We start from the raw sequence: 19056 nt of genomic DNA on the forward strand, positions 1-19056 counted from the left end.
ATTTTTTTATTTAAGTAAGATGAATAAAAATATTTATTCATGATTTTATTATCCGTCTCGTTTGATATGTGATGGCAGGCGAGAGAATATTCTGGAAAATTAGGAAAAATACTTAGATTGCTGTTTAATAGATTTCAAGCAGTAACTTGAAATCTATTGGCTATATATACTCGATAAACGTTAAGTTGCAATCCGCAAGACGACGCAAGGCCTTATATTTCCCCGCTGTGGGGGGAAATATAACACGCACCTTGAAATTGGATTGGTATAGTTCTAAAAAGAATAACAGATTGTGTATTAATCCAAATCATCCAGAACAGATAACGCATCGGCCAGCTTTTTGACACCAAATACTTTCATGTCAGGCAGTGATTTTTTCGGCATGTTAGCATGAGGAACAATAGCGCGTTTAAAACCGTGTTTAGCGGCTTCTGAAATGCGTTCTTGCCCACTAGGAACAGGGCGAATTTCTCCCGCCAACCCCACTTCTCCAAATACCACCAGATCACGGGGCAGAGGCCTGTCGCGGAAACTGGAAACCAAAGAGAGCAATAACGCCAGATCAGCACTCGTTTCCGTAACTTTTACCCCACCGACAACATTCACAAATACATCTTGATCAGACATTTGCAAACCGCCATGTCGGTGCAGAACGGCAAGCAAAATAGCCAGCCTGTTTTGTTCAAGCCCGACGGCTACACGGCGTGGGTTTGCCATCATGGAGTGATCTACCAATGCCTGAATTTCAACAAGCAACGGCCGCGTGCCTTCCCAGACAATCATAACCGAACTACCCGAGGTAATTTCATCGCCACGACTCAGGAAAATGGCGGAAGGATTACTGATTTCCCGTAGCCCCTGTTCGGTCATTGCAAATACACCTAGCTCATTAATAGCACCGAAGCGGTTTTTATGGCTGCGCAGGGTGCGGAAACGGGAATCAGCTTCACCATCCAACATGACAGAACAGTCTATACAGTGTTCGAGCACCTTGGGACCAGCCAAAGTGCCATCTTTGGTTACATGCCCAACCATAATAATGGCAACACCACGGGTTTTGGCAAACCGTGTCAGGTAGGCTGCGGTTTCCCTGACTTGTGCAACACTGCCTGGTGACGATTGAATATCAGCCATGTGCATGACCTGAATTGAATCAATCACCATCAGTTTAGGTTGTTCTTGCTCTGCAATCAGACAAATCTGCTCAATGCTGGTTTCCGATAACATATTCAGTTGATCTGTCGGCAAACCCAGCCGATATGCTCGCATCGCCACTTGTTGCAATGACTCTTCCCCTGTCACATACAGGGTTTTCATCTGGGTGGATAGCTGGCACATGGTTTGTAAAAGCAGAGTACTTTTCCCCGCGCCTGGGTTACCGCCAATCAAAATGGCGCTGCCGGGAACCACACCACCACCGAGCACCCGGTCAAACTCTATAAACCCGGTTGAAAAACGGGGCAGTTCTTCCAGGCTGATATCAGAGAGTTTCTGTACCTTACTGATCCCAGCGTCCCCAGCATAGCCACTAAAACGCTCATTGCGGGATGATGAAGCGGCGGCTAAACGCACTTCCGTAATGGTATTCCATGCGTGACATGCGGTACATTGCCCCTGCCAACGGGGATAATCCGCACCACATTCGTTACAGACAAATGCCCGTTTTGCTGCTTTTGCCACTTTGTACTTCCTCAATATAATACTTTTGTCAGCGTTCTTCGTGTTTCAAACCACCGCTCAATACACACAGGACGCCCATTAAATCTGCATGGCGGATAGCAACTTTGGCCTGAGTGTAAACTTTTGGTTTAGCATGATAGGCGATCCCCAACCCTGCCTTGCGGATCATTTTCAGATCATTGGCACCATCCCCAATAGCGACGGTTTGACTCAGAGGAATATTCAGGGCTTTTGCCAATCTTATCAGCGTGGTTGCCTTGTATTTGGCATCGACAATCGGCCCTTTGACTTTACCGGTCAGCTTGCCATTTTTTATCTCCAGTTGATTGGCGACTGCGGCAAAAAGGCGTAGCTGCTGGCGAAGATTGTCGGCAAAGAAAGTGAAACCACCGGAGGCAATAGCGACATGCCAATCCAATGATTGTAACTTGCGAACCAGACTGGTTAGCCCTGGCATAAGCGGAAGTGTTTCCATCACTTGCTGCAAGATTGAGGCATCGGCACCTGCCAATTGTGCCACTCGCTCGCGCAGACTTTCTGAAAAATCCAGTTCGCCTTGCATCGCCCGCTCTGTGATTTCCGCCACTTTATCACCCACTCCGGCCAGGCGGGCAATTTCATCAATGCATTCAATCTGAATAGCGGTAGAATCCATATCCATCACCAATAAGCCAGGCGAGCGGAGGCGAGGGATCTGCCCCAAGGGAACGACATCTAAACGGCACTCATCTGCCTGCCGTTTAATGCGCGGCGAAAGGCTACCGGCAATACGGACAACCTGATAATCATCGATCCGCCATGAAGAAACCACCACAATGGCGGCGCCCAATCGGTGCTGGAACTCGCTGATACGCTGTTTATCCAAACCACGTCCATACAGCAACCAGCCGCTATCTCCTGCCCGGTAATCCAGAGGCATGACTTCATCACCACTGAGGGATAGGGGTAATCCGGGCCATTTATGGATCTCATCCGGTAAATAGCGATAGGCCAGATTATTAGACATGAACATTGACTCCTGTAATTCCATATAATTTGGTGCAGGCAAAAAACGCTTTTCAAACTATCCTATCATTACCGCATCTGGCAACATGTGCTTTCTGAACATGGGACGAGATAACGATGATAAAAACCAAGCTAAAAATTAGACTGCACAAGACGGCGATTATATTAATATGTATAGCTCTGCTAGTACTGCTGATGCAGGGAGTTTCCTATTTCAGCCGTTCTCAACAACAGGCGCATATGGATCAATTTGAAGATCTGGCGAAAACATTGGCAAAACAGGTCGCATTCAGCTTGTCTGATTATATGGAGAATGGTAGCAAAGATCTTAATAATAAAAAGATTGTCGCTAACTTAGATTACTTAACGAGTAATAGCCGCATTTTGGATGCCAGTGTCTATCTGGAAAATGGCACACAGATAGCACGAAGTGGTGAACCGGTTTCTGTTCGTGAACGATTATCATTGGAAGGCAAAAAATCCAGTAGTTATTTCAACCAACAAATTGTTGTGCCGATACCAGGAGAAAATCACCCAAAAGGTTTTCTTCGCCTGACACTGGATACACATCGATTGGCGACTGAGGCTAAACAGGTCGATAACACAACGAACTTACTTAGGATAATGCTCCTGCTCTCTTTGGCGATTGGGTTTATTCTGGCTCATAACTTGCTGAAACTGTCTCCTAGTCGCTGGCAACAATCCCCTTATCTGCTGACGGCCAATACTAAATCTTCTGATGAAGCAGAAAGTAAAGCACAAGATGATGATAACCAACGGTAATGTGACATTACCGTTGGTTATTGTGCGGATAACTTTCCTCATTATCAATGTTCTTTCCATAATACCGCCTGAAACAAATGGAATAGAGTACGCCGTGTAGAAGTGCAATCATGACTGCGCCATAAAACACAATCGGCTGATGAGCAACATTAATATGCACAATCGGAATATTGTCAAAACGAAAGATATACATATGAAAGGCCATCGCTGCGATTGCAAGTAAGATCCCCGCTGCGTTGTGGTGGATCCGATGTGACAGCAGGAGCCATTTTAAGGCGAAGAAAAAAGGAATAAGCATTAATAAAGAAATAACCATATAAACCATTATCATTTCCTTAAGATTTTGTTTGGAACGTTGATGTAAGCAGATAGATTGAACGCTGTCATAAACACGCTGCGTGCTTCAATTATCTATTTAATATACCTGTTATTTAGCAATGTGAAGTAAGTCTATAACATGGTTTATACATAAATAGTAAACATAGTTATTATTAATTTTTTTGATTTTATTGATGAATTATTGTGTTTTATGGAGAGGATTTTATTCAGGTACATGGCCTGAACCCTGTTAAAGAACAGCGTTCAGGCTCATTGGGATGGAGAGATGAATCTATGGCGGGTGATTTTACTCACTAGAATTGATTGTAAGTATCGGGATTTGGGCCTATGCGCTTCCCGATGTCCAGTTCAGCCATGGCGGTTAAGTCTTCTTTTTCCAGTCTGAAATCAAATACATCAAAATTTTCTTTAATACGGGAAGGTGTAACCGATTTAGGAATGGCAATCATGCCGCAGTCAAGATGCCAACGAATCACAATCTGCGCTGGCGTCTTGCCGTATTTAAATGCCAGACGTTCAACCAATGAAGAATTAAAAACGCCTTTTCCGCCCCGTGATAACGGACTCCAAGACTCGGTTGTAATATAATGGGTGGCATTCCATGAGTGAAGTTGTCGCTGTTGTAGTAAGGGGTGCAGTTCAATTTGGTTGATGACGGGAACCACCCCCGTTTCCTGTATTATTTTTTGTAAGTGCTCGATATGAAAATTACAGACGCCAATACTGCGAGTCAGGCCGGCTTCTTTCAGTTCAATCAGTTGCTTCCATGCATCAACATAATGATCCTGTTCGGACACTGGCCACTGAATGAGATAGAGATCAACATAATCTAACTGTAGTTTGCCCAGGCTTTCTTGTAATGCTGCACGAGCATCCAGGTGGCGATCATTCCAGAGCTTGGTGGTGATGAAAATTTCTTCGCGTGGGATATCAGTTTCTTTTAAGGCTTTTCCCACACCTTCTTCATTATGAAAAATGGTGGCTGTATCAATGGAGCGATAACCGACTTCTAATGCGGTATGGATAGACTTAACAACCTGCTCATTACTCGCTTTCCAAACGCCAAGCCCTAATTGTGGCATGTGATTCTCATCAGCGAGTTTAATAATTGTCTGCTGACCCATTATTACCTCCTTTAGGTTTGGAACTTTTTATGGCTGGAATAGATCTGCCATCAAGCTGGTAATCTGAAAGATAAATTTCTACGCCCGGACTTTCCAAAAAACCGACGAGTGGCGTGGATAACTTTATTGATTCGTTTTTCTTTTAAACCCTCCGTAAACCCGCCCAATTCTGCAGTGTATTGGCATCCTGGGATGCCATTCAGCCTGTTATTTGTTTTTCTTTGCTATTCCTTTCTTATGACGCCAATACATCAGCAGAGAAGCGGATAACCCACTGAACAACAGAATGACAGGCAAAATCACCAAAATATTCATGACCATATCTTGATGTGCTTTAACGAAAGGGATCTGGTTCAAAATATAGCCAAAACCCACGATAATAATGACCCATAAGAAGCCACTTAACCAGTTAAAAAATTGAAAGCGTTTATTATTTAGACCAGAAATACCGGCAAATGTTGGCAGGAGAGTGCGCACAAATGCTAAAAAGCGTCCGATAAGCAGGGCAGACAGGCCGTGTTTAGAGAATAATACATTGGCACGTTGGCGATATTGCAAGGGAAGTTGAGCCAGCCAGTTTTTGACAATACGGGTATGGCCGAGCCAGCGCCCCTGTAAATAACCCAGCCAACAACCCAGGCTTGCCGCGATGGTGAGCAGAACTACCGTAGGGATGAAGTTCAAGACACCTTTGGCAATCAGAGCACCGGAAAGCACCAGAAGAGTATCGCCGGGCAAAAAGGCGGCTGGCAGTAGCCCGTTTTCCAACACTAGCGTGACAAAGAGGACGCCATAAATAACCCAGATGACATCTGGATTGGCCAGTTGGTTAAAATCATGATGCCAGAGTGCATGCACGATCTCGCTTAACGTTTCCATTGTTTATCCTGTGACTTTTGCGAGTAAAAATAATTAACAAACAGATCTGCCTCAGTGTACCGCAAAATGATGAGATAGGGGGGGATTTGAATCAGCATCAGGGAAACCGTGGCTATCTGTAAATACGCAGTAAAAGAGATAGCCACAATTAAAAGGTGAACGTTAACGAATCGCCAAACGAGCAAAACCGGCTTCCAGATCATCAATCAAGTCTTGTGGATTTTCCAGCCCGATATGGAGACGGAATAAGGTGCCCGTTTTTTGCGGCGAAGGGTATTGACGCAGTCGTTGCAGCATTTCTGGTTGAATGCCCAAAATTAATGACTCAAAACCTCCCCACGAAAAGGCCATCTTAAAATGATTCAGGTTATTGAGATAATCAGCAAATTGTTGGTGTGTCAGCTGGGTATCCAGGAGAAAAGAAAATAGCCCACAGGAGCCGGTGAAATCGCGCTGAAAGAACTGATGCCCCGGGCAAGAAGGTAGGGCAGGGTGATAAACTTCGGCAACTTCCGGCCGCTGCGCAAGCCATTTGGCAATTCTGATACTGTTTTCTTCGTGTTGTTTTAAACGAATCGCTAACGTTCGCAGCCCTCGGTTTGCCATATACACGGTATCGGGATCGGCGATTTGCCCTAGCAAGTAAGATCCTTCTCTAAGCGTTTCCCAACATCGTGCATTGGCGACGGCCGTGCCCAGCATCCCGTCTGAATGACCAATAATATATTTGGTGGCGGATTGGATGGAAATATCGATGCCAAACTCCAGCGCCTTAAACAGTACGCCAGCCGCCCATGTATTATCAATGATAATGACAATCTCAGAATTGACTTGTCGAATAGCACGTACAATGGCAGGAATATCTTGCACTTCCATCGTCAGAGAGCCGGGTGATTCAAGAAAGATAACTTTGGTATTAGGTTGAATCCGCGCCGCAATGTTTTCTCCGATCATGGGGTCAAAATAATCGGTGGAAACCCCCATTTTTTTCAGAACATGATGACAAAATTCCTGTGTAGGTTCATAGGCAGTCCCTGTCATTAAAACATGATCACCGGTTGCCACAAATGCCAGAATTGAATGAGTAATAGCGGCCGTACCGGAAGGATAGAGTGCACAACCAGCCCCCCCTTCCAGTTCAGCCATCGCGGCCTGGAAAGAGAAATGGGTCAGTGTGCCACGGCGCCCATAAAATAATTCACCCCTGGCCCGGTTTTTCAAGGCGTGTTCTAAATCTTCAACAGTATCGAAAATGACAGATGAAGTGCGTTGAATCAGGGGATTAACGGCACTTTGCGTATATCTTTTTTGTCGCCCTGCACTAACCAATAAGGTTTCGAGTTTTTTTTCTGTCATGGCATCATTCCCCAAGTTATTTCCTGCCTGTCTCTAAATAGAATCGTGCAAATAATGATTAGCAAGTTAAAAGATTTGGGGCGTTTTACCAAAGAGATTCGAGTAACTTGACGAAAATTCACGGTGAGCGGGTGAGGGTAAATCAGGATCGATTAATGAAAGAACATCATTAAGTGGTACTTTTTTATTAAATAGTAATGATAATTACTATCAAATCGCCAAATGTCTGATATCATTTGTCGCGGACTTTTTCCTCTTTCGAGGTAAGAGGTATGGTTCAGGGTTCAAACGAAACCCGCATCTTCCTGAATTTACCTTGCAGTGCCGTTATCAGGCTGCAAGAGGGCGAAGATACAGGGTTAAAAGGTGGGCCATGACGCAGGACATATTAGGATTAGCAAGATGAGTAAACGCGATTCACTGCTAAGTAACAGAATCTATAAGAAAGAGAGTAAGGCTAACTGATGCGTAATTTGACAGCTTCTATTCTATTGGCACTCGGATTAACAAGTTCAGCATGGGCTGACACCACGCCAGCCACACCAGAAAATCAGTCCGCTGCTCAGGTAGCCGCTTCTCCGGCAGCACCAGCATCTTCCGCAGCACCACAAGCGGCTGAACCAACAACTGATGCACCAACAACCGCAGATGCGCCAATTGTGGCAGCGGATACAACGGAAAATGTAACCGTGACGACTGAAACCGTTGCGGCACCTGGTGAAGACGTTTCTGGCAACCCGTCCGGCGGCTTTGCAACGGATTTATCTGTTTGGAGCATGTACCAAAACGCAGATGTAGTAGTAAAAACCGTCATGGTGGGGTTGGTGATTGCTTCTGTCATCACATGGGCGCTGCTGTTCTCCAAAGGGGCTGAACTTTTAATGGCCCGCCGCCGTTTGTGCAAGGAGCAATTGGCTTTGGTTGACGTTGCCAATCTGGATGCGGCAGTGAAGATTGCAACAGATTTTGGCAATCGCAGCGTCAGTCGTCTGTTGTTGAGTGAAGCACAGTCAGAGCGCACCCTGTCTGCTGACAGCATTGACAAGGTTGGAATTAAAGAGCGAACTTCGTTCCGTATGGAACGTGCCGTCGCAGCAATTAACCGCCATATGGGGCGTGGTAACGGTTATCTGGCGACCATTGGTGCAATTTCTCCATTTGTGGGGCTGTTTGGTACTGTTTGGGGGATCATGAACAGTTTTATCGGCATCGCGCATTCACAAACGACTAACCTGGCTGTGGTTGCACCAGGGATTGCGGAAGCCCTGTTAGCGACAGCATTGGGGCTGGTGGCAGCGATCCCTGCGGTAGTGATTTATAACGTCTTTGCCCGCGTTATTTCGTCATACCGTGGTCAGGTGGGTGACATGGCCGCTAAAGCAATCCTGTTGCTGGGGCGTGATCTTGATCTGGTTGAAAGCAAAGCAGAAAAAACAGAAGCAAGGTAATAAATTATGGCAATGCGTCTTAATGAAGATTTGGACGATAACGGCGAACTGCATGAAATTAACGTCACGCCGTTTATTGACGTGATGTTAGTACTGCTGATTATTTTCATGGTGGCAGCACCATTGGCAACGGTAGATATCAAAGTTGATTTGCCGGCATCAACCGCTAAACCGCAACCACGACCAGAAAAACCGGTATTTTTGACGGTGAAAGCAGATAAGCAGTTGTATGTGGGAGAGCAGGCCATTGATCGTGATAACTTGTCTTTGGTATTGGATCAAACCACGCAGTCCAACAAAGACACGACAATTTTCTTCCAGGCTGATAAAACCGTGGATTATGAAACCCTGATGAGCGTCATGGATTCTCTACGTAAAGCGGGTTATCTCAAAGTGGGATTAGTGGGGATGGAATCCGTTTCCGCGCAATAACTTTTCTATGATGACCCAAAATATGAACTGCCCGAATCACTAATCGGGCAGTTTTAAGTCATCACTCTCATATTTTCTCTTTTATCCCGAATGGCTGCATATTTCGATTAATGTCTTTATATTTGATTATGTATCTCAATTGAGCTACGGTATGTTTATTGATCAACATAGGGGATTCAACATGGCTGCAAATGCATTTGTTCGTGCTCGTATAGATGAAACACTAAAAAATGAAGCTGCTGAAGTACTGGCTAGCATGGGTTTAACGGTATCTGACTTAATCAGAATGACTTTGACCAAAGTAGCCAAAGAGAAGGCGTTACCGTTCGATATGCGTATCCCTAACGCACTGACTGCAAAAACCATTGCTGATAGTGAAAACGGTATAAATATCCATAAAGCGAAAGATGTTGACGATCTATTTGATAAATTGGGCATTTAATGAGTCATGAAGCAACGGGAAATTGAATACTCAAGTCAATTTCAACGAGATTTGAAACTGGCTCAAAAACGCCATAAGGATATGAGCAAGTTGAAAGATCTAATGAAACTCTTAATTAACAATGAGCTACCTTTGCCAACTATATACAAAGATCATCCCCTGCAAGGGAATTACAAAGGTTACAGGGATGCTCACATAGAGCCTGATTGGATACTTATTTACAAAATTACTGATAATCTGATTAGATTTGAGAGAACAGGAACGCACTCCGATCTATTCTAATTGGAACTGCCCGAATCACTAATCGGGCAGTTTTGGGAAAGCACTAATATTGATCCTTCCAGTCAAAAGGCAATAGCTCACTAAGAAACAAAATTTTTTCCTGCGTGACCTTGACTTCTGCATGGCTATTTTCTGGATTTATTTGGCTGATAAATTCCCGACAACGGCCACAGGGAGGAAGGATATTGCCATGCCGATTGACAGCAATAATCCTGATTATCTGTGTTTCACCCTGCTTTATCATCTCAGAAATGGCACTGTGCTCTGCACAAAACCCCATAGAACAAGCCGTATCGATATTAATACCAGTATAAATATGTCCAGATTTACTTTGGATCACGGCGCTGACATGACCGTATTTAATATATTTGTTTAATTGTGTCGGGGATATTAAGCAATGTGCAATATACTCCATTTCGTCAAAAGAAATCACAAAATAATACTCCTTATTTATGATTAATTGAATCAATTTAAATGGATTAATAAGGTCAATGACTCAGTCTTTTATATTACGGATGAATTCCACGACCGATGTTGCCATTTCCTTCTCATTATCGCCTTCAACCCGAATAATCACCTCTGTACCACTTTTGATTCCCATTGACATCACTTTAAACATGCTTTTTAGATTGACACTTCTATCGCCTTTGATCATTTCAATTTTGCCACTGTAATTTTTAACAAAATTACAGAGTTGGGCGCAGGGCCGCGTATGCAGCCCGGAAGGAGCGGTAACAACCACCGAATATTCAACCATAAAATTTACCTGCTTATATATCTTTTATCTTTAAAACTATCACCCGAAATTTATTCGGTATATGCTCGATAAACTTCAAGCTGCAATCCGCAAGACGACGCGAGACCTTATATTTCCCCACGCAGAGGGGAAATATAACACGCATCTTGAAGTTGGGCTGGTATAAAAATAAGATCAGGATTTTTTTAATGAACCACCCTGAGTTTGAATAACATTCTGATACCAGTAAAACGAATCTTTTTTATAACGGGAAAGATCTTTAATATCTTCATCTGTTCGATTAACATAAACAAAACCATATCTTTTCTTATATCCATTGCTGGTAGAAAGCAGATCCATAAAACTCCACGGGTTATAGGAAATCACTTTAACGCCATAATCCATTGCCCGCTTAATGGCATTAATATGTTGTTGAATATAGTTAATGCGATAATCATCATGAATCGAGCCATCAGATTCCAACTTATCATCGGCCCCAAAGCCATTTTCTGTGATCATCAATGGTTTCTGATAACGGGTATATAAATCCCGCAAAAGATATTCCAATCCAACGGGGTCAATTGCCCAATCCCAGTCGGTTGTATCAAGATGTGGGTTTTTATGGATTTGATAGAAATCGGGCTGAATTTCATGCCCATCAATTTGCCCTTTAACACCGGTTGGGTTAAAGCCATCCATTCGCCGTTGGGCACCTTTGGGTGCGGCGGCAGCGGCATGGCTGCAATAATAATTAATGGCCAGAAAATCAGAATAACCTTCTTTAATCAATTCCATATCACCCGCTTCGATATGTGGTGCCAGCCCCTGATTTTTTAAATAGATGAGTGCTGACTGATGATAGTGCCCTTTCAGGTAGATATCGGTGAAGTAGTAATTACGCAGATCATTGGCATTTTGAGCTGCCAAATTATCTTCTGGTTTACTGGTGAGTGAATAAATGGCGGAATAGCCCAAGGCAGCGCCGACCAAACCGTTGGGAACCCACTGATGAACTAATTTGCAGGCGATGGCATGGGCAAGATTCATATGATGGTTGATCTGATATTTGATTTGTTCATCATGCAGATAGTGCTCTGGGATCAAACACTTTTTCGTCCAGAATTGCACAATAATACTTTGTTCATTGATGGTTAGCCAATATTGCACTTTCTGGCTAAATTCTTTAATAACAAATTCGGCATAATAGGCAAAATCATCTACACTTTGCCGATTAATCCAGCCATGATATTTTTCGACCAGCGCCATAGGCATATCATAATGGTATAGTGTCAGAATTGGCGTTATTCCATTTTTCAACAGTTCGTCGATAAGATTATGATAAAATTCGACTCCCTTATCATTCACTTTCCCGATGCCATCCGGAAAAATACGCGACCATGCAACAGAAAAACGGTAAGATTTCAAACCAAGTTCTTTCATTAACGCAATATCTTCTTTATAGCGATGGTAATGATCACTGGTTATATGAGTATCGGCAAAACCTGGATTATGATTAATAACATCTTGTTGTGACAGTTTTTTACCATACTCTTCTGCGGCACCTTCAACCTGATAAGCACTACTTGATGCACCCCAAAGAAAATTCTCTGGAAATAAAGCACTATTTTTTATCATGGCATTTTCCTTTACTTGTTTTCATTGGTAATTTTATGAATTAATTCATAAAGGCTAATTATTTCTTTTCTCAAATTAAGCTCACTGCGGATAGTCATTAATGTATCCTGAGCATGGATAAATAACAGATCTAAATAAAAACTTTCCCCTTGAGTCTCTTTCTGAATAATATCAGTTTGGGCATGATGAGCAGATAACATCATTTTTCTGGCTTTATCCAGATATAAATGGGCATTTTTAAAATCACCAACATGTGCATATTTAATGGCTTCTTCACTTTTTTCTCTTGCATTACCTGCATTGAGAATAATTTCCAGAGCAACGGGAGTTAAGATATTGTTCTCACGGTTCATTTTTAAACTTCCTGATGAAATTAAACACATTAATTCTGTTGACTTGTATTGGCATATTCTTCCTCAATACGTTTTTTTTCATAAACCTTAAAGAAGGGATACCAAGTGATAAGGAAAACCGCCATAAGCACGGCATAGCAGATAATTGCCCGCCAGTCTTCCGTAATAATGACACTGGAAAACGGAGCCGGTATCTGTCCGACCTGGATCATTTTCGCGGGGATATTTAGCCAGTCTGAGCGCATGAAAATCCATACAATAATTGGGCTGGTAATGGCATTGATCCACATTGGCAGCATTAAGAGCGGGTTAAGAACAATGGGCGCACCAAATACCAACGGTTCGTTAATATTGAAAAAAGAAGGACCGATACAGATATAGCCCGTTGTTTTCAGCTCTCTGGATTTCGAAAACAGCATTAAAAGATTCAGGGCAAGTGTTGCACCTGTTCCGCCCATCGTAATTAAAGCTGCGGTGAATAAGGTTTCGTAAGTCACGATATTCGTCGGCGGTTGACCGGCAGCCACCTGCGCAATATTGGCCGTAATCCCAAGCATGAAGATTGGCATTTGCAGGCCTGTAAACGTCCAGACGGAAATCCCCATAGACATGGCGATGGCAGGAACTAGCGCCATGAGGATAAAGCCGGGCAGGGTTTGCCCGAAGGCAGCGATAGGAGAAAAGAGCGACAGCAGTTTAGAAAAAACATCAATATCAAAAGTAAAGACCAGCAATGTGCCGCAGCCGATGGAAATCAAGATAGGAATAATCGCATGTATCCAGCCGACAACGAAATCAGGTAAAGAGCTCTCTTGCAATAATCCTAACTTGGTATATAAATGAAAGAGATAAGAAACAAACAACCCGGTGACAATACCTAATAATATTCCCGCCGGGCCAAAGCGATCAAAACTGACGAGCATATTGCCATCGATAAATTCTGGCTTAATGAACATCATGTAAACACAAATCGAAGTGAGTCCGGCAATCAGCGTATAACGAAAATGATACAGCTTCTCCATCATTTGATTTGCAATCATAAAAGCCGTAATTAAACCGAGCATTCCGAAGGAATAATTGGCAATCTTGCCAAGATCAGGCAGGAATAAAAAATAAGAACGAAATACGTTATAAAAAAAGATAAGTGAACCGGCTAAGATAAACGGTATATTTTTTTGCATCGCCCCAGAAATTGCGGCTACCCAAGGTCGCTTGGTAAAATTTTGCATAGCAGGTGCAAATGAGTCAGATAACCAAGACATAAAAGCTTGCATTTTTTATCTCTCTCTGTTTTTTTTCTAAAATTCCCTGGTGAAATTTAATTTAAATAATTAAGTTAGTTTTTCAGGGTATTTATGGCTAGCTCAAGTAATGCTTTACCATCTAATCTTCCATAGATTTCTTGTGGAACAACCATGACAGGAATATGATAACGATCGGCATGTTTCTGAAACTCTTTTTGCTGTGAAGCATAGTGTGGCCCAAGGAATAAAATATCGATTACAGAAAAATATTCTGCAACTTCACTTTCACTTCTGGCTTCAACCGTGACAGGAATGGCCTGGTCTTTTGCTGCATTGCGGGTTCTGGTTGCCAGCATTCCGCTGGAAATACCGGCTCCACAGCATAACATAATAAATATTTTCTTCATGTCATCCTCTTACTTATTGCGTCGTTTATTGATTTCTATTCTTCGATGAAGATACAATTTCTACTCTTTTTCTTGTATATTCAAATTAATATTTGCACTCACAGAGGGCAAGTTTCTACTTTTAAATGACAATATAAAACGTAATATTAAGCCATTGTTTTAAACTTATAGGTATTATTATGCTAAAAATTAAACAGAAAGAGTTATTAGATTATCTATTAACTAAAAATGCACCTGTCTCAGCATTAAAATTATCTCAAACTTTAGCGGTATCAATAAGAACTGTAAAAAATCATGTTGCAGAGATTAATGAATGGCATGAACAAAAAATTATTATTTCCAGCCGGAAAGGCTATTTGTTATCACAAAATTTATTATCACACGACATCGTAAATAAATTACATTATCAGAGAAATAATCTGCCTAAAACGTATCAAGAAAGAGCACACTTTGTTATCAAATCGATCTTATTATTTAAGAAAAGCAGTAACATATATAACCTCAGTAGTGATTTATGTATAAGTGATTCTACATTAAAAGCATTGATTTATAAAATGAATACATCATTTCAACGTTTTAATGTAAAATTTTTATGTAAAAACAGTCATGTTGAAATATTAGGCGCAGAACATGATTTAAGAAAATTAGTTTCTTATGCAATCTTTGAACAAACTAATTATCATTTCATTGATGCAAAAGCATTGGAGAAAATATTTGACAGTAACCAAATTAAATTTGTTATTGACATAATGACAAGCGTTTTTGATAAGTGGGAACTGTATCTTAGTGATTTTTCATCCACCAACCTTATTTTGCATTTCCTGATATTGATTGAACGATTGAAGAAAGGCAGATTTCTGGATAATCAGAGATTATCGATAGAAAATAGCAGCCTAAAATTGATCTCAGATGAATTATGCGACAAACTTCAATGTTGTTTTGGGATTGTTGTGCCTGAAAGTGAAAGAAGATCCTGCTACCTTTTTTTAAAAACCAACATAAATTCTAATAAATCAGATAATGAAATCATTAATTCCGTTGGTGATAAACTCTATCAATTTACCCGGCAACTTGCTGAGTCCGTACAAGAAAACTATCTGATTAATGTGTCTTCCGATGATTTTATTTCTTTATTGTCATTACATTTATCAGAATTACAAACCAGACTAAAACATAAAATATGGACTAAAAACCCCATGCTGGAAATCATCAAAAAGGAATGCAGAATTATCTTTGAGATTGCGATATTTATCTCTTTGCAATTAAATGCGTTTTTCAACAATAAATTGAATGAAGATGAAATCTCTTTTATTGCCTTGCATGTTGGGGCAGAATTTGAACGGCAAAAAAGAAGCATTACTAAAGTGAGAGCCGTGCTTTTGTGTCCAAGCTATCGTGGAATTGAAAATAAAATTTATCATCAATTATTGCGTTATTTTGGTGATGAGATCAATCTTATTAAAATCATTTCGCAACCTGCTCAATTGGAGGGCATAGAGTTTGAATTATTGATTACGACGATAAATTTTTCTCCACGACGATATTATGAAACTATCTATATTTCCCCTTTCCATTTAAGAGATAAATATTCTGAATTGATGGACAAAATCGATACAGCCAAGGCTAATCGGAAATGGGCGACGTTAATACGAAATATTGACTTATTTTTTGATCCTGAACTTTTTCTTTTTAATCCCCATTTTCGCAATCGGGATGAACTTATCGAAAGTGTTTGCCAGAAAATGTTAACGAAGGGATATGTTGAAGCTGATTTCATCGACTGCGTGTATGAACGTGAGCATGCCTCTTCGACGGCTTTTGGTCTCTTAGCGTTACCTCACTCTATAAAACTGGATGCGGTGAAAACCTGTATCGCCGTTGTTATCAGCCCGAAAGGGATACGTTGGGGAAGCGATGAACGGGTACATGTGGTGTTTTTGAGTGCAATAAATCGGATAGACAGAACATGCTTTGCGCAGAGTTATGATGCGTTGTTGGATATCTTCAATTGCGATAGCGTTATTGGTGCTCTTGGTAAACTCACTGATTTCGAAAAGTTTCGAGATATTTTAATCGAATATAAACATCATTAAAGACGCGAGTTCCCAGAAGCGAATTCCCAGAAGCATAGTGACTATGTGACTGGGATGAACGAAAAAAATACACTGGCAGGGGTTATTTTACAATCAGTTCAATTAAGGATCTAAAATATCGATGACTTTAGCTAAAATTTCATCAACAACACCGGTAATTTTTCCGGTATCGGTACTTGAGCCATCAGGATATGTAGTAATAGCTTCAAAGCGTGCTATTCCTCCCCCACTGATAAAGTGGAATTTAAAAGTATGGCGATAATTGTAATGTGTATTTCCCTCTCGTTTCAATATTTCGATTAATTAGTAATCGTTATTTTCATCGGTAATCTTTATAAATAATGACAGAATGATAGGTTGCACACAATATTTTACGGATTTAACTGTTAATTTATTTAATGGTTCTGGGTTGTTTTCCCTGAGAAGGATACCTCCAGAAATGACCAGATTATCATTCCAGAAAAAGCAGAGGAAAGGAAATGTCTTATATTCAATCTCATTTAGCGGGGCAGGTTTGGTTCTCACTCGGAGACAGCATAACAGAAAGAGGGGGGTATCAACCCATCGTGACTGAGATGTTAGGCTTAAGAAAATTTGTTAATTACGGCATTGGAGGAACATGTATAGCTCAAAAAGATAAAGATGATAGTTCTGCGATTTGTTTACGATATAAAGAAATGGGAAACAATCCAGACATCATTACCCTATGGGGAGGGGTTAACGATTTTGGCTATGATTTTGGTTCTCATGGGGGAATAGAAATAGGTGATAGTAAAGACAAAACCCCATTAACATTTATTAGCGCGATGAATTTATTGCTGGCAGGAGTGACAAAGCAATACCCATTATCAAGAATAGGGTTCATCATAACAACGCCCATTTCAATAAAAAGAGGTATGAACGAAAAAAATCTGAAAGGATACTATTTATCTGATTATTGCCATGTTTGTCGGGAAGTTTGCGAAAGATATTCCATTCCGTATCTGGATTTATTGAAAAACTCCGGTTTTAATGAAGGAAATATAGATATCATGACGAGCAATAGCGCAGGGACAGAGTCCGACGGGTTACATCCATCAAAAATAGGCATGGCAAAAATAGCGCCTAAAATTGCAAATTTCATGTTATCAATTTAAGAGGGATTTTGAATGAGAGTTCTGACCATAGATTTATTAAAGATAATGTCTATATTTTTCGTTGTCGTATCCCACGTCACATTATTCTTCTTGTTACGTCATGATAATGACGTGATTTTGTATTTATACAGGCAAGCAGGCCAGTTGGGTGTTTCGTTATTTTTTATGTGCAGTGGTTATTTTTTGCTAAATAACAAATATGAAAACCAAACAGCTTATGCAATTAATAAAGTAAAGAAAATTCTAATTGTATTATTGTTTTGGTTGGTCTTTTATTATATCTATGATAATTTCTTTATTAGTAAATTCACAACAATTCCTCCCGTCAGCTTTTTAAACTATGTTAATGTTAGCAGGGTGATATCCGATGCCACTCATTTATGGTTTATATTTGCGATGATTTCTCTGTATATATTACTGCCGTTAATCCGAAGTTCTTTTAATTTAGGAAATGCCAAGGGGATTATGAAGATAATATTCATCATGTTTATTATTTCTAATTTCACCTTGCTGAATGCATTGACAGATTATAAATATGATTTTTCCATTGTTCCCTTTAATATTTTACTCCCGTTTCAGGTTCAAGGGCTTCTTAGTTTTCTGATAGGAGGGTATATAGGACTTACAAACCCTAAAATAAAAGCTTTCTCCTTTAACCACATAACTTTATTGGTGTTATCTATTATCTCATTGATACTTTTATCATTGATATCAGTCAGAACAGGGATGGCCTTTTTTTATGGGAAATTTTATAATGTCCTCCTTCAGGTTTCTTCCGTATGCTTATTTTTATTCTTGGTTAATTTAAATGTCAGTAAAATATCAGGTATAACAGCAGACATAAGCAAAAATATACTGGGGATATATCTCGTTCACAATATTTTTGTTGTTGAGATCCATAATGGATTCATCCATGAGTTTTTGTTAAGAAAATTTCATTATGTCAATATATATATTTATATAATAGTGTATTCATTACTGGCTTTTCTCCTATCATATATGTTATGTGTTTTATTACGAAAATTTAAGATAACTTCGTCAATTATCACTATTTAATGTGAATAGACGGTTCCCATTTTCGAATGAATAAGACTATAAAAGATCTGCATTTAAAGGAAAAATACAGATCTTAATGGATAATATTAGTTTTTTGCGACACCCTCTTTAGAATGGTGAAGATGTCAAAAATAGGTTAAATAGATTTTAATGTCTCTATTATATTAGGATTTTTCTCTATCAAACATAACATTTTTAACGCTGTTCCCGATGGAATACGGCGCTTTTGCTCCCAACTTTTCAATGACCAAAAGCTTGCGCCTATCATTTCCGCAAACTCTTGTCGTCCCATACCGACACTCTCGCGGATAGATTTTACGTCAGGAATAGCGTGGCGGTGAATATGTTCAGGTTTAGGTTGAATTTCACCATTCTCAATATCAACCATTTCATGAACACTATTTAGAAGATCTGCAAATAATTCTTTATCCATAAATTTACCCTCGTTATGGAGAGGTTAACCGCTAGAAAGCGGTGTTTGCTGTTTATTTCATGTATTGAATAGCATTTTTGAGCTGAGCTTTTTGCTCTTGTGTTAAGTCTGCTTGTGCATTTTGGGGATAAACTATCAGTAAATACAGTCGACCACTTAATGTTCTAACATAATATAGCAGAATCAACATAAC

22 protein-coding genes are annotated in these 19056 nt (G+C 40.5%); 8 read left to right on the plus strand and 14 right to left on the minus strand.

Annotated elements, in window-relative coordinates; translation table 11 throughout:
- Nucleotides 1-297 precede the first annotated feature (297 nt).
- Nucleotides 298-1680, minus strand: coding sequence for a DNA repair protein RadA (gene radA / locus ABLA76_RS10510; RefSeq protein WP_047766748.1), 1383 nt, complete (start codon nt 1678-1680; stop codon nt 298-300).
- 28 nt (nt 1681-1708) lie between these two features.
- On the minus strand, nt 1709-2686 hold the full coding sequence (gene serB, locus ABLA76_RS10515) for a phosphoserine phosphatase (RefSeq protein WP_047766749.1): 978 nt from the start codon (nt 2684-2686) through the stop codon (nt 1709-1711).
- A gap of 116 nt (nt 2687-2802) precedes the next feature.
- On the opposite strand from serB, the gene ABLA76_RS10520 reads away from it, so the two are divergent.
- A complete protein-coding gene (locus ABLA76_RS10520; RefSeq protein ID WP_348987880.1) occupies nt 2803-3468 on the plus strand; it encodes a YtjB family periplasmic protein in 666 nt (221 codons plus the stop codon).
- A 7-nt stretch (nt 3469-3475) separates the two neighbouring features.
- Here the strand turns inward: ABLA76_RS10520 and ABLA76_RS10525 are convergent, their stop codons facing one another.
- From ABLA76_RS10525 to metC, 4 genes are all read right to left on the minus strand, one after another.
- Complete coding sequence (locus ABLA76_RS10525; protein WP_348987881.1) at nt 3476-3793, minus strand: hypothetical protein; 318 nt, start codon at nt 3791-3793, stop codon at nt 3476-3478.
- A gap of 307 nt (nt 3794-4100) precedes the next feature.
- Complete coding sequence (dkgA, locus tag ABLA76_RS10530) at nt 4101-4931, minus strand: 2,5-didehydrogluconate reductase DkgA (RefSeq protein ID WP_348987882.1); 831 nt, start codon at nt 4929-4931, stop codon at nt 4101-4103.
- A gap of 207 nt (nt 4932-5138) precedes the next feature.
- Nucleotides 5139-5810 (minus strand): DedA family protein, encoded by a 672-nt coding sequence (locus ABLA76_RS10535; protein ID WP_348987883.1) that lies wholly within the window; start codon nt 5808-5810, stop codon nt 5139-5141.
- Between the two features lie 162 nt (nt 5811-5972).
- Complete coding sequence (gene metC / locus ABLA76_RS10540) at nt 5973-7166, minus strand: cystathionine beta-lyase (protein WP_348987884.1); 1194 nt, start codon at nt 7164-7166, stop codon at nt 5973-5975.
- Nucleotides 7167-7630: 464 nt separating this feature from the next.
- Here metC and exbB point away from each other — a divergent pair, with 464 nt between their 5' ends.
- From exbB to ABLA76_RS10560, 4 genes are all read left to right on the plus strand, one after another.
- Nucleotides 7631-8614, plus strand: coding sequence for a tonB-system energizer ExbB (gene exbB / locus ABLA76_RS10545; protein ID WP_348987885.1), 984 nt, complete (start codon nt 7631-7633; stop codon nt 8612-8614).
- A gap of 6 nt (nt 8615-8620) precedes the next feature.
- Nucleotides 8621-9046 carry a TonB system transport protein ExbD gene (exbD, locus tag ABLA76_RS10550; RefSeq protein WP_047766755.1) on the plus strand — a complete coding sequence of 142 codons (426 nt, stop codon included), beginning with the start codon at nt 8621-8623 and terminating at the stop codon, nt 9044-9046.
- Nucleotides 9047-9227: 181 nt separating this feature from the next.
- Nucleotides 9228-9488 (plus strand): type II toxin-antitoxin system RelB/DinJ family antitoxin, encoded by a 261-nt coding sequence (locus ABLA76_RS10555; RefSeq protein ID WP_047766756.1) that lies wholly within the window; start codon nt 9228-9230, stop codon nt 9486-9488.
- A 6-nt stretch (nt 9489-9494) separates the two neighbouring features.
- Complete coding sequence (locus ABLA76_RS10560; RefSeq protein ID WP_047766757.1) at nt 9495-9770, plus strand: type II toxin-antitoxin system mRNA interferase toxin, RelE/StbE family; 276 nt, start codon at nt 9495-9497, stop codon at nt 9768-9770.
- A 43-nt stretch (nt 9771-9813) separates the two neighbouring features.
- On the opposite strand, the gene ABLA76_RS10565 is transcribed toward ABLA76_RS10560, so the two are convergent.
- From ABLA76_RS10565 to ABLA76_RS10590, 6 genes are all read right to left on the minus strand, one after another.
- Complete coding sequence (locus ABLA76_RS10565; RefSeq protein ID WP_285809540.1) at nt 9814-10203, minus strand: cytidine deaminase; 390 nt, start codon at nt 10201-10203, stop codon at nt 9814-9816.
- 63 nt (nt 10204-10266) lie between these two features.
- On the minus strand, nt 10267-10527 hold the full coding sequence (locus ABLA76_RS10570) for an HPr family phosphocarrier protein (RefSeq protein ID WP_285809539.1): 261 nt from the start codon (nt 10525-10527) through the stop codon (nt 10267-10269).
- Nucleotides 10528-10701: 174 nt separating this feature from the next.
- On the minus strand, nt 10702-12141 hold the full coding sequence (locus ABLA76_RS10575; protein ID WP_348987886.1) for a glycoside hydrolase family 1 protein: 1440 nt from the start codon (nt 12139-12141) through the stop codon (nt 10702-10704).
- An 11-nt stretch (nt 12142-12152) separates the two neighbouring features.
- The gene (locus ABLA76_RS10580; RefSeq protein WP_348987887.1) at nt 12153-12494 is read right to left on the minus strand and encodes a PTS lactose/cellobiose transporter subunit IIA; all 342 of its coding nucleotides are present in this window, start codon (nt 12492-12494) and stop codon (nt 12153-12155) included.
- A 29-nt stretch (nt 12495-12523) separates the two neighbouring features.
- Nucleotides 12524-13756: a PTS transporter subunit EIIC gene (locus ABLA76_RS10585; protein ID WP_348987888.1), complete on the minus strand. Its 1233-nt coding sequence runs from the start codon at nt 13754-13756 to the stop codon at nt 12524-12526.
- Nucleotides 13757-13830: 74 nt separating this feature from the next.
- Nucleotides 13831-14145: a PTS sugar transporter subunit IIB gene (locus tag ABLA76_RS10590; protein WP_047766907.1), complete on the minus strand. Its 315-nt coding sequence runs from the start codon at nt 14143-14145 to the stop codon at nt 13831-13833.
- Nucleotides 14146-14324: 179 nt separating this feature from the next.
- Here ABLA76_RS10590 and ABLA76_RS10595 point away from each other — a divergent pair, with 179 nt between their 5' ends.
- The gene (locus tag ABLA76_RS10595) at nt 14325-16238 is read left to right on the plus strand and encodes a PTS sugar transporter subunit IIA (protein WP_348987889.1); all 1914 of its coding nucleotides are present in this window, start codon (nt 14325-14327) and stop codon (nt 16236-16238) included.
- A gap of 102 nt (nt 16239-16340) precedes the next feature.
- Here ABLA76_RS10595 and ABLA76_RS10600 read toward each other — a convergent pair whose 3' ends face one another.
- Complete coding sequence (locus ABLA76_RS10600) at nt 16341-16529, minus strand: hypothetical protein (RefSeq protein WP_348987890.1); 189 nt, start codon at nt 16527-16529, stop codon at nt 16341-16343.
- Nucleotides 16530-16717: 188 nt separating this feature from the next.
- On the opposite strand from ABLA76_RS10600, the gene ABLA76_RS10605 reads away from it, so the two are divergent.
- Together ABLA76_RS10605 and ABLA76_RS10610 are read left to right on the plus strand one after the other, a co-directional pair.
- Nucleotides 16718-17374: an SGNH/GDSL hydrolase family protein gene (locus ABLA76_RS10605; protein ID WP_047766903.1), complete on the plus strand. Its 657-nt coding sequence runs from the start codon at nt 16718-16720 to the stop codon at nt 17372-17374.
- 12 nt (nt 17375-17386) lie between these two features.
- Nucleotides 17387-18430 carry an acyltransferase family protein gene (locus tag ABLA76_RS10610; protein ID WP_348987891.1) on the plus strand — a complete coding sequence of 348 codons (1044 nt, stop codon included), beginning with the start codon at nt 17387-17389 and terminating at the stop codon, nt 18428-18430.
- Between the two features lie 136 nt (nt 18431-18566).
- On the opposite strand, the gene nadS is transcribed toward ABLA76_RS10610, so the two are convergent.
- The gene (gene nadS / locus ABLA76_RS10615) at nt 18567-18863 is read right to left on the minus strand and encodes a NadS family protein (protein ID WP_348987892.1); all 297 of its coding nucleotides are present in this window, start codon (nt 18861-18863) and stop codon (nt 18567-18569) included.
- Nucleotides 18864-19056: the final 193 nt, after the last annotated feature.

This window comes from Xenorhabdus sp. SGI240, from assembly GCF_040081915.1.
GTDB lineage: Bacteria > Pseudomonadota > Gammaproteobacteria > Enterobacterales > Enterobacteriaceae > Xenorhabdus > Xenorhabdus bakwenae.